The following is a 16,579-nucleotide window of genomic DNA, read 5'->3' as shown; positions in this document are numbered from 1 at the left end:
ATCATGAAGCTGGCAGCCGCTTTGATCGGCCTGTGCCTGCTGGCGTTCGCCGGCGGCGGCGCCCATGCCGAGGGCAGCGACGAGATCCGCATCGGACAGACCCTGCCCTATAGCGGCCCGGCCTCCGGCTTCGGCGCGATCGGCCGGACGCAGGAAGCCTTCTTCGAGAAGATCAATGCCGAAGGCGGCATCAACGGCCGCAAGGTCAAGTTCATCACGCTGGACGACGCCTATTCGCCGCCGAAGACAGTCGAGCAGACCCGCAAGCTCGTCGAGCAGGACGAGGTGCTGATGATGTTCGGCTCGCTCGGCACCGCAACCAATAGCGCCGTGCAACGCTACCTCAACGGCAAGAAGGTGCCGCAGCTGTTCGTGCTGTCGGGCGCCACCAAATGGGCCGATCCGCAGAAATATCCATGGACCATGCCCGGCATGGCCGCCTATGAATCCGAAGGCGTGGTCTACGCCAAGCACGTGCTGCGCACCAAGCCAGGCGCCAAGATCGCCATCCTCTCCCAGAACGACGATTTCGGCCGCGACTATGTCGCCGGCTTCAAGCGCGCGCTCGGCGACAAGGCTGCCGGCATGATCGTTGCGGAGGCGACCTACGAGACCAGCGCGCCGACGATCAGCTCCCAGCTCTCGACCCTGAGGGCGTCGGGCGCCGACGTGCTGTTCGGCGTCGTGCTCGGCAAGTTCACCTCGCAGATGATCAAGGGCGTCGCCGAACTCGGCTGGAAGCCCGAGCTGTTCTTCGTGCCGACCTCGGCCTCGTCGATCTCGTTCCTGGAGCCCGCCGGGCTCGACAACGCCGTCGGCCTGATCTCGTCGAGCAACCAGAAGGACACGATGGATCCGCAATGGACCAGCGATCCCGGCGTGAAGGAGTATTTCGCCTTCATGAAGCAGTACATGCCGAATGCGGACCTCTCCAACTCCAACTATGCGGCCGGCTACCATTACGCGACGCTGCTGATGACCGTGCTGAAGGCGTGCAAGGACGATTTCAGCCGCGACAACATCATGCGCCATGCCGCCTCGCTGAAAGAGGTGAAGCTGCCGCTGCTGCTGCCCGGCATCTCCGTCAGCACGGGCCCCGACGACTATCTGCCGTTCCAGCAGCTGCAGCTGCGGCGCTTCAACGGCAAGAGCTGGGTGGGCTTCGGCGACGTGCTGGACGATCGCTGACTCCAACGGAATGGGACAGACCATGATCATCAGCGGCGAACGCCGGATCGGCCATGACGAGATCCAGGCGCGCATCAGACGCGCGGCGAACGGGCTTCGCGCCCTCGGCCTTGCCGAAGGCGCACCGGTTGCCATGATGCTGCGCAACGACTTCGCCTTGTTCGAGGTGGTCGCGGCCTCGGCCGCGCTCGGCAGCCCTGTGGTGCCGATCAACTGGCACCTGAAGGCGGAGGAGGTCCGCTACATCCTGACCGACAGCGGCGCGAAAATCCTGATCTGCCACGCCGACCTGCTGCCGCAAATCCGCGGCGGCATTCCGGAGGATGTCCACCTGCTCGTGGTCGCGACGCCGCCCGAGCTGGCGGCGACCTTCGCCATTCCCTATGAGCTGACCGAGGTCCCGGCGGGCCTCACCGATTGGGACCGCTGGCGCGACGGCCACACGGACATGCAGGAGCCGCCGCGCCGGGCCGCGGCGATGATCTACACGTCGGGGACAACAGGCATGCCGAAGGGCGTACGCCGCATGCCAATGCAGCCGGAGCAGGCCGCCGCCTCCGAGCGGGTCGGCGCGATCGCCTACGGCATCAAGTCGCGCGAGGGCCAAGTCGTGCTCATCAACGGGCCGATGTATCACTCGGCACCGCATTCCTACGGCATGATGGCCTTCCGCAACGGCTGCACCATCGTGCTTCAGCCGCGCTTCGACGCCGAGGAGCTGCTGGCGCTGATCGAGCGCCACCGTGTGACGCATATCCACATGGTGCCGACCATGTTCGTCCGTCTGCTGCGCCTGCCCGAAACGGTCAGGCAGCGCTACGACCTGTCGTCGCTGCGCTTCGTCGTGCATGGCGCGGCGCCCTGCCCGCCCGAGGTGAAGCGGGCGATGATCGAATGGTGGGGACCGGTCATCAACGAATATTTCGGCTCGACCGAGACCGGCATCCCGGTCTGGCACTCGGCCGAAGAGGCGCTGAAGAAGCCCGGCACGGTCGGCCGCGCCATCGAAGGCGGCATCGTCAAGATCTTTCGCGACGACGGCAGCCTCTGCGATGTCAATGAGGTCGGCGAGATCTATATGCGCCAGACCGCGGTGCCGGATTTCGACTATCACGGCAAGGCGCAGGCGCGCGCCGAGGCCGGCCGCGACGGTCTCGTCAGCGTCGGCGACGTCGGCTATCTCGACGAGGACGGCTATCTGTTCCTGTGCGACCGCAAGCGCGACATGGTGATTTCGGGCGGCGTCAACATCTATCCCGCCGAGATCGAGAACGTATTGATCGCGATGCCCGGCGTACGCGATTGCGCCGTGTTCGGGATCCCGGACGCGGAATATGGCGAGCGGCTGTGCGCCTGCATCGAGCCCGACAGGGCCGAGCAGCTCTCGGCCGCCGCGGTGCAGGCTTTCTTGCGCGAGCGTCTGGCCAACTTCAAGGTGCCGAAGGAGGTCAAGTTCCTGGATGCGCTGCCCCGCGAGGCAACCGGAAAGATCTTCAAACGCAAGCTGCGCGATCCGTATTGGGCGGACCGCAGGCCGGGCGGCACTTAAGTCGTTCTCCGGCCGCGTCCGCACGCGTGGAATTCCGGCCATATTCCGTCCGGGCAGGGCCGCATGCCGGCCTCGCCCGGGTTCGCGGCTTTTGGCGGGCGGCGAAACCGTATAGCGTTCGATCTCTGAGGAAACGCCGCGAAGACGGCCATGAGGTCGCGCATGCTGGACCGGACGCAGGATATTTCCATCGCCGCACAGACCTGGCTCGACGAGTTCGAGCGCATCCTGGGCAGAGCCGATCCCGCGACGCTGGGCCCGCTCTTCCTCGGCGACGGCTTCTGGCGCGACGTGCTGGCGCTGAGCTGGAACCTGCAGACAATCGCGGGCCGCGACGCGATCACGCAGGAGTTGGCGGCGCGCGCGCCCAAGGCGGCGCCAACCCATTTCAAGATCGCACTGAACCGCGCGCCGCCGCGCTGGGTGACGCGGGCCGGCACCAACTGCATCGAAGCGATCTTCCACTTCGAGACCGCGATCGGTCGCGGCAGCGGCATCGTGCGGCTCGTGCCTGATGCTGCCGACGGCGACCGCCTGAAGGCATGGACGCTGCTGACAGCGCTCGACGAGCTCAAAGGCTTCGAGGAACAGCTCGGCACCTCGCGCCCGCGCGGCCAGGCCTATTCGCGCGACTTCCGCGGGCCGAACTGGCTCGACCAGCGCAACGCTTCGCGCGCCTATGCCGATCGCGATCCGGCCGTGCTGGTGGTCGGCGGCGGCCAGGCCGGGCTCGCGATCGCTGCGCGGCTGAAGCAGCTTAAGGTCGATACCCTGATCGTCGATCGCGAGACGCGAATCGGCGACAATTGGCGCAAGCGCTATCACGCACTGACTTTGCACAACCAGGTGCAGGTCAATCACCTGCCCTATATGCCGTTTCCGCCGAACTGGCCGGTCTATATCCCCAAGGACAAGCTCGCCAACTGGTTCGAGGCCTATGTCGATGCGATGGAGCTGAACTTCTGGACCGGCACCGAGTTCGAGGGCGGCTCTTATGATGAGGCCAAGGGCCACTGGACCGTCACGCTGCGGCGCGCCGACGGGAAGCGCACCATGCATCCGCGCCATGTGATCATGGCGACCGGCGTCAGCGGCATCGCCAATATTCCGGACATTGCGACCCTCGACAATTTCAAGGGCACGCTGGTGCATTCCAGCCGCTACGAGGACGGTGAGAATTGGACCGGCAAGCGCGCCATCGTCATCGGCACCGGCAACAGCGGTCACGACATCGCGCAGGATCTTCATTCCAGCGGCGCCGAGGTGACGCTGGTGCAGCGTTCGCCGACGCTGGTCACCAATATCGAGCCGTCGGCGCAGCTGGCCTACGCGACCTATAACGAGGGCACGCTCGAGGACAACGACCTGATCGCGACCTCGATGCCGACGCCGCTCGCGAAGAAGACGCATGTGATGCTGACCGAGCAGTCGAAGCAGCTCGACAAGGAGCTGCTCGACGGCCTCTCGCGCATCGGCTTCAAGCTCGATTTCGGCGAGGCCGGAACGGGCTGGCAGTTCAAATATCTCACCCGCGGCGGCGGCTATTATTTCAACGTCGGCTGCTCCAACCTCATCGTCGAGGGCAAGATCAAGCTCAGGCAGTTTTCCGAGATCGAAGGCTTCGTTGCCGAGGGCGCGCGGATGACGGACGGCTCGATCATTGCCGCCCACCTGATCGTGCTCTCGACCGGCTACAAGCCGCAGGAATATCTGGTGCGCAAGCTGTTCGGCGATGGCATCGCCGACCGCGTCGGCCCGATCTGGGGTTTTGGCGACGGCTTCGAGCTGCGCAACATGTATGCGCGCACCAAGCAGCCCGGCCTCTGGTTCATCGCCGGGAGCCTCGCGCAATGCCGGATCAACTCGAAATATCTCGCGCTGCAGATCAAGGCGATCGAGGCGGGGATTTTGGCAAGGGCTTTGGCTATGCCGTTGAGCACAGCTTGAGTAACACCGTCATTGCGAGCGCAGCGAAGCAATCCAGACTGCCCCCGCGGAAAGATTCTGGATTGCTTCGCTGCGCTCGCAATGACGACGCGGATGCAGACGTGCACGGCAGAAAGATCTGAAGGAAAGGACCACCCATGCCAGCCATTCTCGGCACCGGCGAGCATCGCTACCGCGTCGTCGACAATTTCGCGAAATTGCCGGACGGCTGGCAGCTTACCGACGTCGCCTCAGTCGCGGTCGACAGCAAGGACCGCGTCTACGTCTTCAACCGCGGCGCCCACCCAATGGTGGTGCTGGATCGCGAGGGCAATTTCCTGCGCAGTTTTGGCGAAGGCCTGTTCTCGCGCGCGCACGGCCTGCATATCGACGCCGACGACAATCTCTATTGCACCGACGACGGCGACCATACCGTGCGCAAATGCACCACCGACGGCAAGGTGCTGCTGACGATCGGCATTCCCGCAAAGCCGGCGCCGTTCATGAGCGGCGAGCCGTTCCACCGCTGCACCCACACCGCGCTGTCGCCAAGCGGCGAGATCTACGTCTCCGACGGCTATGGCAATGCGCGCGTGCACAAATTCACGCCCGACGGCAAGCTGATCAAGAGCTGGGGCGAGCCGGGCACCGATCCCGGCCAGTTCAACATCGTGCACAATATCGCGACCGATGCCGACGGCTGGGTCTATGTTGCCGATCGCGAGAACCACCGCGTCCAGGTGTTCGACGCCGAGGGCAAATACGAGACGCAGTGGAACAATCTGCACCGGCCCTGCGCGCTGTGCTGCTGCGGCGGGGCCAAGAGCCCGACCTTCGTGATCGGTGAGCTCGGCCCCGGCCTTGCCATCAACCGCAATGTGCCCAATCTCGGCCCGCGGCTGTCGATCGTGGACGCCAAGGGAAATCGCATCGCGCGGCTCGGCGGGGAGGAGGGGCCGGGCGTCGCCAGCGGCAAATTCCTCGCGCCGCACGGCATCGCGCTGGACTCGAAGGGCGATATCTATGTCGGCGAGGTCGGCGTCACCAACTGGCAGACCAGCTTTCCGGACGAGGAGATGCCGGCCACGGTACGCGCGACGCGCTGCCTGCAGAAGCTCGAGCGGGTAGCGGAATGAGCATCGGCGCGTGACCGGCGGTTCCGGGCTAACCTTGCCCGGCCCTTCGGAATCACGGCGTTTTTGGGCACTCCGCCACCCCGACGCCGCATTGGCCGCGGCTGAATAAGTCGCTCAACGGGCTTCACAATCCCGTCACGCTGCATGTAGTATGTCAATACATGCTGCTTCGCAGCGTATACTGGAGGCCGGGAGCGTTACTTGAACGCACATGTCTCGCAAGGCAGTTGGCCGGTGTTGGTGCTGAATGCGGACTTCCGGCCGCTGAGTTACTACCCACTGTCGTTGTGGTCGTGGCAGGACGCGATCAAGGCGGTGTTCCTCGACCGCGTCAACATCGTCGCACATTACGATCAGGCGGTTCGAAGTCCCACGCTGGAAATGCAGCTGCCCAGCGTCGTCTCGCTCAAATCCTTCGTCAAGCCGACCACCCACCCCGCCTTCACCCGCTTCAACGTCTTCCTGCGCGATCGTTTCGCCTGCCAATATTGCGGCTCGCCCGAAGACCTCACCTTCGATCACATCATCCCGCGCAGCAAAGGCGGCCAGACCACCTGGGAGAACGTGGTCGCGGCGTGCTCGCCGTGTAATTTGCGCAAGGGCAACCTCACGCCGGCGCAAGCCAAGATGTTTCCGCGCCAGACCGCTTTCGCACCGACCGTGCACCAGCTCCACCGCAACGGTCGCCTGTTTCCGCCCAACTATCTGCACGACAGCTGGCTGGACTATCTGTACTGGGATACGGAGCTGGATCCGTAGGGGGCTAGCCAGCGCGCTCTGCTATCCCCGCTGCAAGGCGAGCGTCACGCAGAGGCAGAGAGAGCCGATCGTCCCGTCGCGTCGTACCCTGTCCATACCCAGCACTTGGCAGGCCGGCGTCGGCCCCTCCACCTCGGCTGGTGCATGCGGGCCATCGCATAGCAGGGAACCCACAGCTTCCACGACCGTTCAGACCGTGGGCCAGGCACGCTCGCCTGCGCACGTTGCGCCCCACGCATGTTTCAGATGGCAAGATATCAAATGAGGGAAGGCCATGCCCACAGCCGAGCACGATCACGTCTACAAGATTCTGGACCTCGTCGGATCGTCCGAGACATCGATCGAGGATGCGATCAAGAACGCCGTCAGCCGCGCCTCCAAGACCGTTCGCGAAATTAGATGGTTCGAAGTCGTACAGACGCGCGGTCATGTCGAGAACGGCGCCGTACGTCATTTTCAGGTGACGCTGCGCGTCGGCTTCACGCTGGAGGAATGACGCCGGGGACGGCAAGCAAAGCCGTCAGGCTGGGGTGTGGTTAACGTCCGACGACGAGTGTGAACCGAGAGAGCGACGGTTCCCCGGTCGAGTACGGACCCCGCACAATCATCGCAGATATTGCAACAGGCCGTTAAGACCAAAGTGAGAGGTTTGCTCCGATTTGGAGCAAGCCTGATGGTCACCAGCCGCGAACTCGGCAAGACGCGCCTTCCGCTCTGGGCGGCCGGCTTCGTCGTGCTGATTTGCGTGGCGATCCTCGGCCTGAGTGCCTGGCGTGAATGGGAGGCGCGCAACGCCGATCTGAGGAACGCCGAGATCGACGTCACCAACCTTGCTCATTCGCTGATCCAGCACGCGGACGATACGTTCGAGCTCGCCGATACGATTCTTGTCGGGCTGGTCCATCGGCTGGAAATGGACGGAACGGGTCCGGACGCGATCATGAAGCTCCAAGCCTATCTGCCGATCCGCAAATCATCGGACCGCATCCGCGGCATCTTCGTGTATGATGCAACCGGCCGCTGGCTCGCCACGACGGAACGCCTCGACTTCTCCAAGCTCAACAACAGCGACCGCGATTATTTCCAGCGCCATCGCGATTCCCCGGAGACGGGCACGCTGATCGGGCGGCCCGTCAAGAGCCGCTCCGGCGGCCAATGGATCATCACCGCATCCCGCCGGATCAACGATTCCGACGGCGGCTTCGCCGGCGTTGCCCTGCTCACGATCGACGTCAGCTATTTCGTCAAGTTCTACGAGCGGTTCGACATCGGGCCGAACGGCTCGGCATCTCTGCTCAACGGCAGCGGCATCATGCTGGCGCGCAGCCGCGACGAGAGCGGCGCCTTCGTCGGACGCGACCTGTCGGATGCGCCCTTGTTCAGGAGCTGGAAAAGCCGCCCCGCCGCGGCGGTCTATTATTTCAAATCGCCGATCGATGGTGTGGAGCGGCTAAGCTATTACCAGCGCAGCAGCCGCTATCCGCTGATGGTGCTGGCGAGCAAGTCGCAGGACGACGTGCTCGCCCCCTGGCGGCGCGCAGCAGCAGCACGCATGAGCTTCGTCTCCGGACTCGTCCTGTTGATCGCGGTGATCGGCTACTATCTCGTCCGTCAATTGCTGCAGCGACAGCGCACGGCACAGGCCCTGGTCGCCAAGGAAGCCAATTTCCGCCTGTTGGCCGAGCAATCCAGCGACATGGTGACCCGGATCGGGCTGGATAACCGGCTGCTCTACGTCTCTCCCTCTTGCGCACGCATCACCGGCTGGTCGGCCGAAGAGCTGCTGGGCACCTCGGCGCTGGCCGGCATTCACGCGGACGACATGGAACGGGTCGAGCAGGCCATCGCCGCGCTGAAGAATGGCGAGGCGGAGGAAGCACGGTTCGTCTATCGGCAGCGTCATCGCGACAAAGGCGAGATCTGGGCCGAGGCGGCGCTACATGTGACCGTGGCATCCGACAGCGGCGTGGTCGATGGCGTCGTCGCAGTCGTCCGCGACATGACCGAGCAGAAGGATCTTCAGGACAGGCTCGCCTCGCTGGCAACCACCGACGGTCTCACCGGCCTTGCCAACCGTCGCGCCTTCGACGACCGCCTCGCCGACGAATGGGCGCGGGCTCGCCGCGACGGAACGCAGCTCTCGCTCCTGCTGATCGATGTCGATCATTTCAAAAAATTCAACGACCTCTACGGGCATCTGGCGGGCGACGCCTGCCTGCGCGCGCTGGGACGGATTCTATCCGCCCAGGCCAGGCGTCCAGCCGACCTCGCGGCGCGATATGGCGGCGAGGAATTCGCCGTGCTGCTGCCGAACACCGGCCCCGAAGGCTGCGCCGAGGTCGGAGAAGGGATTCGCCAGGCGCTGCACGATCTCGCCATGCTGCATGCACAAAATCCGCCTTCCCGGCTGGTAACAGCGAGCGTCGGCGGCGCTGCGGCTCTTCCGTCCCAGACTGCGATGGACTCTAGCACGCTGGTCGCCACCGCCGACCGTGCGCTCTACGCCGCCAAGGAGAGCGGCCGAGACCGGCTGGTGATGTCGGGCCAGGTGATAGCTTGGCCCGCGAAAAGCGCATGACCTGATCGGCCGGATTTGTTGTCCGCGATCCGGCAGGATATGTCCAAGAGCACGGCCTGCCGCTCGACTGAAGCTGCGTTTCGTCAGGCCAGATGGCACGCCACGAAATGCCCGCCCGCGCCCTCCTTCAGCGGCGGCGCGCTTTCCGCGCAGCGGGGTTGGGCGATCGGGCAGCGGGTGTGGAAGTGGCAGCCGGAGGGCGGCTTCATCGGACTAGGCACGTCGCCCTTGAGGCGGATGCGCTCGCGCTTCAGCTTGGGATCGGGCACCGGCACCGCCGACAGCAGCGCCCTGGTGTAGGGATGCTGCGGGTTGCGGTAGAGGTCACTGGCTTTCGCGAGCTCGACGATGCGGCCGAGATACATCACCGCCACGCGGTCCGAGATGTGCTCGACCACCGAGAGGTCGTGCGCGACGAACAGATAGGTCAGGTTCAGCTCGGCCTGGAGGTCCTCCAGGAGGTTGATGACCTGGGCCTGGATCGACACGTCGAGCGCGGAGACCGGCTCGTCGCAGACGATCAGCTTCGGCTCGACCGCGAGCGCGCGCGCGATCACGATGCGCTGGCGCTGGCCGCCGGAGAATTCATGCGGATAGCGCCGCATGTGCTCGGCCTTGAGTCCGACCTTGACAAGGAGGCCCGCAACGCGCTCCTCACGCTCTTTCGGGGAGGAGGCGAGATTGTGGATGGTGAAGGCCTCGCCGAGAATGGCCCCGACCGTCATGCGCGGATTGAGCGAGGCGAACGGATCCTGGAACACCAGCTGCATGTTCCGTCGCATCGCGCGCAGATCGTTGCCGCCGAGCTTGCGCACGTCCTGGCCGTCGAAGGTGACCTCGCCATCGGTCGGCTCGATCAGGCGCAGCACGCAGCGCCCGGTCGTCGACTTGCCGCAACCGGATTCGCCGACGAGACCGAGCGTCTCGCCGCGGTTGACCGAGAACGACACGCCGTCGACCGCATAGACGGTGCCGACCTGGCGCGACAAGAGGCCGCCGAGCACAGGGAAATGTTTCTTCAGGCCGCTAACGCGGAGCAAGGGCTCGCTCATGACGCGGCTCCCAGGTTCGGATCGCCGAGATGACAGGCCATGCGGTGACCGGGCGCGATCTCGCGCAGCAGCGGCTCCTTCTCGGTGCAGACATTCATCGCGAACTTGCAGCGCGGCGCGAAGCGGCAGCCGACCGGCGGATTGATCAGGATCGGCACAGAGCCGCCGATCGCCTCGAGCCGCGTCTTGTGCTCGCTGTCGAGATCGATGCGCGGGATCGAGCGGATCAGGCCTTGCGTATAGGGGTGACGGGGATCGCCGAAGAGGTCGTCGACGGGCGCCTCCTCCACCACCTTGCCGGCATACATCACGACGACGCGCTGCGCGGTCTCGGCGACGACACCCATGGCATGGGTGATCAACATCACCGCCATGCCGAAGCGGTCCTTCATATCCTGCAAGAGGTCGAGGATCTGCGCCTGGATGGTCACGTCGAGCGCGGTGGTGGGCTCGTCGGCGATGATCAGCTTCGGCTTGCAGGCGAGCGCCATCGCGATCATCACGCGCTGGCGCATGCCGCCGGAGAATTGGTGCGGATAATTGTGCACGCGGCCTTCGGCGTTCGGGATCTGCACCAGTTTCAGCATCTCGATGGTGCGCTCGAGCGCCTGCTTCTTGGTCACCGCTTCGTGCCGCCGCAGGCTCTCGGCGATCTGCTCGCCGATGGTGAGCACCGGATTGAGCGAGGTCATTGGCTCCTGGAAGATAAAGCCGATCTCCTTGGCCCTGATCTCGTCGAGCTGGTTGCTGGTCAGCGGCACGAGATCGCGCCCCTCGAAGATGATCTGACCCGCCGCGATCCGGCCCGGCGGCATCGCGATCAGCTTCAGGATCGACATCGCGGTCACGGTCTTGCCGCAGCCAGATTCGCCGACGACGCAGAGCGTCTCGCCCTTGTTGATGGAGATGTCGACGCCGTCGACGGCCTGGAGGATGCCGTCGTCGGTGGAGAAATGGGTTTTCAGGCCCTTGATCTCGAGCAGCGGCGCCATCAGATCACCCGTCGCGCATCGAGCGCGTCGCGCAGGCCGTCGCCGATGAAGTTGATGGCGACCACCGCGACGAAGATCGCGCCGCCCGGAAACAGCGCCCAGTGCGGGCCGATGTCGAGAAAATCCTTGGCATCATACAGCAGCCGGCCCCAGGTCGGGGTGTCCGGCGGGAAGCCGAGGCCGAGGAAGGACAACGTCGATTCCGCGATGATCGCGGCGGCGACGTCGATGGTGCCGGCGATGATCACCGGGCCGACCGCATTGGGCAGGATGTGCCGCACCACCTGCCGCACCGGGCTGGCGCCGAGCGCGCGAGCAGCTTCGACGAACTCCTTTTCGCGGAGCGACAAGAACTGGGCACGCACCAGCCGCGCCACGGGCATCCAGCGCAGACCTCCGATCACGAGCACGATCAGGATGAAGATGCCGCCTTCAGGCCCGAACACCTGCTTCAGCCCGTCGCGGAAGAGATAGATCAGCAGCAGCAGCAGCGGCAGCTGCGGCAGTGACAGGAACAGGTCGGTGAGCCACATCAGCCCGTGCCCGAGCGCGCCGCGCGACATGCCAGCGAGCGCGCCGATCAGCGTGCCGATGATGACAGCGACCAGCATCGCGGCGAGCCCGACCGCGAGCGAGATGCGGCCGCCATAGATCATGCGCGCCAGGATGTCCTGGCCGAGATCGTCGGTGCCGAAGGGGTGGGCGAGCGACGGACCCTGCAGGCCCGCGACAATATCGATCTCGTTGATCTTCACGCGCCACACGAACGGCCCAAGCACGACGGCGAGCACCAGAATGAGGAGCAGGACGGCGCTGATCACGGCGAGCCGATGACGGCTGTAGCGCCGCCACGTCTCGCGCCAGGGCGAGTAGACGCGCCGCTCAGCGGAGGGAGATGCGAGGGTCAAGCCAGCCATAAAGCACGTCCGCGATGAGATTGAACAGCACGACCAGGCACGCGAAGACGAAGGTCACGGCCATCACCACCGGCGTGTCGTTGGAAAGGATGGAGGAGATCAGCAGCGAGCCGATGCCGGGAATGCGGAAGATCTGCTCGGTGACGATGGCGCCGCCGAACACCGCGGGCATCTGCAACGCGATCAGCGTCACCACGGGGATCATGGCGTTGCGCATCACGTGCTTGATGATCACCGTGGTCTGGCCGAGGCCCTTGGCCCGCGCCGTGGTGACGTAATCGAGCCGGATGACGTCGAGCATCGCCGAGCGCACGAAGCGCGTCATCGATGCCGCCTGGAACAGGCCGAGCACCGCCACCGGCATGATCGCCTGACGGATCATCTCCAGCACCCAGCGGATGCCGGTGGCCTTGATATCGGTGGTGTAGACGAAAGGCAGCCAGTCCAGCGTGACCGAGAAGATCAGGATGAACAGGATGCCGGTGAAGAAGGTGGGCAGCGAGAAGCCGACGAAGGCGAGCGTGTTCGCGATCTGGTCGAACAGCGAATACGGTTTCGTCGCGGCATAGACGCCGACCGGAATCGCGATCAGCAGCGCCAGGATCTGCGCCGAGCCGATCACGTAGAGCGTGGCGGGCAGGCGCTGGAGGATCAGCGTGTCGACGTTCATCCGGCTGACGAAGGAGAAGCCCCAGTCGCCGTGCAGCATGGCGTTGAGCCAGTGCAGGTAGCGGAGGTAGATCGGATCGTCGAGACCGAACTTGGCCCGGAGCGCCGCCTGCACTTCGGGCGGCACGTTCGGATTGGTGGCTAGCTCGGAGAACGGATCGCCGGGCGCGAGCGCGAGCACGACGAACAGCACCAGCGAGATCGCCAGCAAGCTCGGAACGGCAATCAGGAGGCGACGCAGGACATATTGACTCATAGGGAAGAATCCCGTTTAGCCCGCGCTCATGCCTCCCGGTACCAGTCTTGGATGTTGTCGGTCCGATTGGCCCAGCCCGAGAGCGCCGGCCGCAACGTGTTGGAGCAGGCATCCACCAGCAGGCGATGCATCACCGGAATGAACACGGTGTCCTGCCACAACAGGTCATTGCACTTGATGTAGAGCGCGGCGCGCTTGACCGGATCGGTCTCGGTCTCGGCGGCAGCAATGGCGTCATCATACTCCTTGTTGACATAGCGCGGGAAGTTCTGCCCCTGCCATTTGTTCTCCTTGGTGGCCACATTGGCGGAGATGTAGCGGCGCATGTGCAGGGCCGGATCCGGCTGCGTCATCGGGATCTGGAACTCCTCGATGTCGGCATAGAACTTGGGATAGGTGTCCGGGTTGGCAACGTCCGATGAGAAGAACACCGAGGCGACGACCGATTTCAGCTCCACGTCGATGCCGGCCTTCTGACAGGCCTGCTTGACAATGGCCTGGGTCTTCTGGCGCGGACCGTTGGTCGAGGTCTGATACAGAAGCTTGAATTTCTTGCCGTCTTTCTCGCGGACGCCGTCGGCGCCGACCTTCCAGCCGGCGTCATCGAGCATCTTCGACGCCTTCTCGATGTTGAACTCCCACGAGGTGTTCTTGGAGACGAATTTTTCGGGACCGTTGAGGTAGTTCGCCGTGGTGCGTCCGGCCCGGCCGTAGATCGCTTTCTTGACGGAGTCGCGATCCACGAGCAGGGCGAGGGCCTTGCGCACGTTCGGATCCGACAGGATCGGGTGCTTGGTCTTGATCGAGGAGCGCTCGCCGTCGATCTCGACGTTGGGGTCGGTGAAATTGATGGCGATGAACTCGATGTCACCACCGGTGGCATAGACCGTTTTGCCCTTGCCGCCCTTCTCCAGACGCAGCAGCACGTCGTCTTCGACCTGCATGTTCCAGGCGAAATCGAATTCGCCGGTCTGGATCACCGCGCGCGCCGCCGAGACGGCATCGCCGCCGCCCTTCATCTCGATCGTGTCGAAATGCGGACGGTTGGGCATGTGATAGTCGGGATTGAGTTCGCCGCGGACCACATCACCCGGCTTGAACTCGACGAATTTATAAGGACCGGTGCCGACCGGGGTCAGATTGTTCGGCGCCTCGCGGGATTTCGAACCCTTGTACTCCGCGAACAAATGCTTGGGGAGAACGCATCCATAAGCGCCGACAAACGCGTTGGCCCAGAAGGGCGTCGGGGTCTTGAACAGGATGCGAATCGAAAGATCGCTCACCTTCTCGACCGTAATATCACCATAGGTGCTGATGCTGACGGCAGCCGTGGCGGGATCGCTGGCGTATTGCCAAGTGAAAACGAAGTCGTCGGCAGTCAGCGGCTTGCCATCGTGCCATTTCACTCCCGGCTTGATTTTCCAGACCACCGATTTGGCATCGGCGGCGAGACCGCCGTTTGCAAGCGAAGGAATCTCTGCTGCGAGGATCGGGTTGAGATTGCCGTCGGCGTCCCAGCTCGCGAGCGGTTCGTAGAAAAGCCGCGATCCGTCCTGGTCCTTGGTGCCGGTGGCGAAATGCGGATTGAGTAGCGTCGGCCCCTGCCACCACAGCACCTTGAGAGGGCCGCCACCCCCGCGCTTGGTCGGCTTGTAGACCGCGGGGCTCTGCGCCATGGCAACGCCGCCGAGCGCGAGGAGCTGGTTGGCCAGGGGAGCGGTGAAACCGACCGCGGCGAGGCGCTTGACGAAGGCGCGGCGGTCCATCCGCCCGTCCTTCACCTGACCGATCATCGAACGCAGCTCTTTTTCCAGCATGGTTGTCCCCCGTCTGGTTCCGACATGGATGCAGGCGGCCGCTCGCGACCGCCGGGTTTGGCTGGCGGTAGATGGCACACCGAATGGGGTGCACGTCAACTGGGACCGTGTGTATGCAAACGGTCTTCTGGCTGTCCGTTGGGCAAAATTGCGTTCCGCAGCCCATCCGTTCGGCAATCCAGCATTAATATCTGCTGGATTGCGCGCTGCACTGCGGAAAATTTGTTCGCTGGATCAGACGAAGTATCGAGGCAAAATTCCTACGCGACGGACATGTCGAGCGGCGGTGCGACGTGATCCGGCAACGGACAGACGTAAGGCGTCCGGGCCGTCCGCTTCTGGAGATCCGCCTTGGCAGCCTTGATCAGCTCCGGTTCCGTCAACGCCTTGATGCCGAGACCTGCCATCGCCTTGGCGGCCTGCACCATGGCCTTGTGCGCGTGCGGGCTCTTGCCCTGCGCCACCACCTGCCAGGTGTGGAAGGGCGTGCCGATTGCAACCGTCGGTGCGTGCACCTGCACGGTCGGCACCACCCAGCTCACGTCGCCGACATCGGTCGAGCCTACAAGCGGGTTACGCTTGGCATCGAGCGGCACCAGGAAGTCGGCCAGCGGCCGATCGGTCGGCTCCATGCCGATCGCGTAATAGACCGAGGCGATGTCCTTGTCGCTCAAGGTCGCACGAATCTGGCCGGCAAAGCGCTTGTCCGCATCGTCGAAATGCGGCGGTCCGAGCTCTTCCATGACCTGATGCAGCGCCTGCTCAAGCGGCGTGTTCGGCAGGATGTTGGAGACCGCGGAGATGATCTTCATCTCGACCTTGGTCTCGGTCATCAGCGCCGCGCCTTGCGCGATCTTGGACACGCGCTCGACCAGCTCGTTCATGCCGGGAAGATCGCGCGCGCGGATCGAATAGCGCACGCGCGCATGGGCCTGCACCACGTTCGGCGCGATGCCGCCGGTGTCGAGCAGCGCATAGTGCACGCGCGCGTCGCTCGGCATGTGCTCGCGCATGTAGTTCACGCCGACATTCATCAATTCCACCGCATCAAGCGCCGAACGGCCGAGATGCGGCGAGGCCGCCGCATGCGAGGTGCGGCCGGTGAAGATGAAATCGGCGCGCGTGTTCGCGAGCGACGGCGTCACCGCCACTTCCCAGAAGCTGTGCGGGTGCCAGGTGATGGCGATGTCGGCGTCCTCGAACGCGCCGGAGCGCACCATGAAGGCCTTGGCCGCGCCGCCTTCCTCCGCCGGGCAGCCGTAATAGCGCACGCGCCCAGGCACCTTGTTCTCGGCCAGCCAGTCCTTCACCGCCGTCGCGGCGAGCAGCGCGGCGGAACCGAGCAGGTTGTGACCGCAGCCATGGCCGTGGCCGCCGGTCTCGACCGGGCGATGCTCGGCGACGCCTGCCTCCTGGCTGAGGCCCGGCAGCGCATCGTACTCGCCCATGAAGGCGATGACCGGACCGCCCTCGCCCCACTCGCCGATCAGCGCAGTCGGGATGCCGGCGACATTCTCGGTGATGCGGAAGCCTTGATGACGCAGCTCGGCGAGATGCTCGGCGGCGGACCGCGCCTCGGTGTAGCAGACCTCAGGCATGCCCCAGACCCTGTCGCTGAGGTCGATGAAACGTGCCTTGATCGTGTCGATGCCACGCCAGATGTCGCTGCGGTTGTCCATGCTTGTCGTCCGTGATCCCTTGGTCAAACGAAGCGGCAATGGTTAGCAGCTTCACTGCACG

13 protein-coding genes are annotated in these 16,579 nt (G+C 64.5%); 7 read left to right on the top strand and 6 right to left on the bottom strand.

Annotated elements, in window-relative coordinates; all coding sequences use genetic code 11:
• Positions 1–3: 3 nt before the first annotated feature.
• From HZZ16_RS35170 to HZZ16_RS35140, 7 genes are all read left to right on the top strand, one after another.
• Positions 4–1,188 (top strand): ABC transporter substrate-binding protein, encoded by a 1,185-nt coding sequence (locus HZZ16_RS35170; RefSeq protein ID WP_197955189.1) that lies wholly within the window; start codon positions 4–6, stop codon positions 1,186–1,188.
• Positions 1,189–1,210: 22 nt separating this feature from the next.
• Positions 1,211–2,737: an acyl-CoA synthetase gene (locus HZZ16_RS35165; protein WP_197955188.1), complete on the top strand. Its 1,527-nt coding sequence runs from the start codon at positions 1,211–1,213 to the stop codon at positions 2,735–2,737.
• A 162-nt stretch (positions 2,738–2,899) separates the two neighbouring features.
• A complete protein-coding gene (locus HZZ16_RS35160) occupies positions 2,900–4,684 on the top strand; it encodes a flavin-containing monooxygenase (RefSeq protein ID WP_197955179.1) in 1,785 nt (594 codons plus the stop codon).
• A gap of 137 nt (positions 4,685–4,821) precedes the next feature.
• A complete protein-coding gene (locus HZZ16_RS35155; RefSeq protein ID WP_197955177.1) occupies positions 4,822–5,799 on the top strand; it encodes a peptidyl-alpha-hydroxyglycine alpha-amidating lyase family protein in 978 nt (325 codons plus the stop codon).
• A 201-nt stretch (positions 5,800–6,000) separates the two neighbouring features.
• On the top strand, positions 6,001–6,558 hold the full coding sequence (locus HZZ16_RS35150; protein WP_025033554.1) for an HNH endonuclease: 558 nt from the start codon (positions 6,001–6,003) through the stop codon (positions 6,556–6,558).
• Between the two features lie 274 nt (positions 6,559–6,832).
• On the top strand, positions 6,833–7,054 hold the full coding sequence (locus HZZ16_RS35145; protein ID WP_197955176.1) for a dodecin: 222 nt from the start codon (positions 6,833–6,835) through the stop codon (positions 7,052–7,054).
• 177 nt (positions 7,055–7,231) lie between these two features.
• Entirely contained in the window at positions 7,232–9,136 is a 1,905-nt protein-coding gene (locus tag HZZ16_RS35140; RefSeq protein ID WP_197955175.1) for a sensor domain-containing diguanylate cyclase, read from the top strand.
• An 83-nt stretch (positions 9,137–9,219) separates the two neighbouring features.
• Here HZZ16_RS35140 and HZZ16_RS35135 read toward each other — a convergent pair whose 3' ends face one another.
• From HZZ16_RS35135 to HZZ16_RS35110, 6 genes are all read right to left on the bottom strand, one after another.
• On the bottom strand, positions 9,220–10,188 hold the full coding sequence (locus HZZ16_RS35135) for an ABC transporter ATP-binding protein (RefSeq protein ID WP_197955172.1): 969 nt from the start codon (positions 10,186–10,188) through the stop codon (positions 9,220–9,222).
• Positions 10,185–11,180 carry an ABC transporter ATP-binding protein gene (locus tag HZZ16_RS35130; RefSeq protein WP_172785985.1) on the bottom strand — a complete coding sequence of 332 codons (996 nt, stop codon included), beginning with the start codon at positions 11,178–11,180 and terminating at the stop codon, positions 10,185–10,187. The genes HZZ16_RS35135 and HZZ16_RS35130 overlap by 4 nt, the downstream gene beginning before the upstream one ends.
• On the bottom strand, positions 11,180–12,097 hold the full coding sequence (locus HZZ16_RS35125; protein ID WP_197955171.1) for an ABC transporter permease: 918 nt from the start codon (positions 12,095–12,097) through the stop codon (positions 11,180–11,182). Before HZZ16_RS35125 ends, HZZ16_RS35130 begins: the two co-directional genes overlap by 1 nt.
• Entirely contained in the window at positions 12,063–13,022 is a 960-nt protein-coding gene (locus HZZ16_RS35120) for an ABC transporter permease (protein WP_197955170.1), read from the bottom strand. Before HZZ16_RS35120 ends, HZZ16_RS35125 begins: the two co-directional genes overlap by 35 nt.
• Before the next feature lie 26 nt (positions 13,023–13,048).
• Positions 13,049–14,839: a peptide ABC transporter substrate-binding protein gene (locus HZZ16_RS35115; RefSeq protein WP_197955169.1), complete on the bottom strand. Its 1,791-nt coding sequence runs from the start codon at positions 14,837–14,839 to the stop codon at positions 13,049–13,051.
• 260 nt (positions 14,840–15,099) lie between these two features.
• On the bottom strand, positions 15,100–16,518 hold the full coding sequence (locus HZZ16_RS35110; protein ID WP_197955167.1) for a M20 family metallopeptidase: 1,419 nt from the start codon (positions 16,516–16,518) through the stop codon (positions 15,100–15,102).
• Positions 16,519–16,579 lie beyond the last annotated feature (61 nt).

The organism is Bradyrhizobium glycinis, assembly GCF_016031655.1.
GTDB lineage: Bacteria > Pseudomonadota > Alphaproteobacteria > Rhizobiales > Xanthobacteraceae > Bradyrhizobium > Bradyrhizobium glycinis.
Note: the sequence above shows the minus strand (reverse complement) of the source record. Positions and strands in the feature narration are given on the sequence as shown.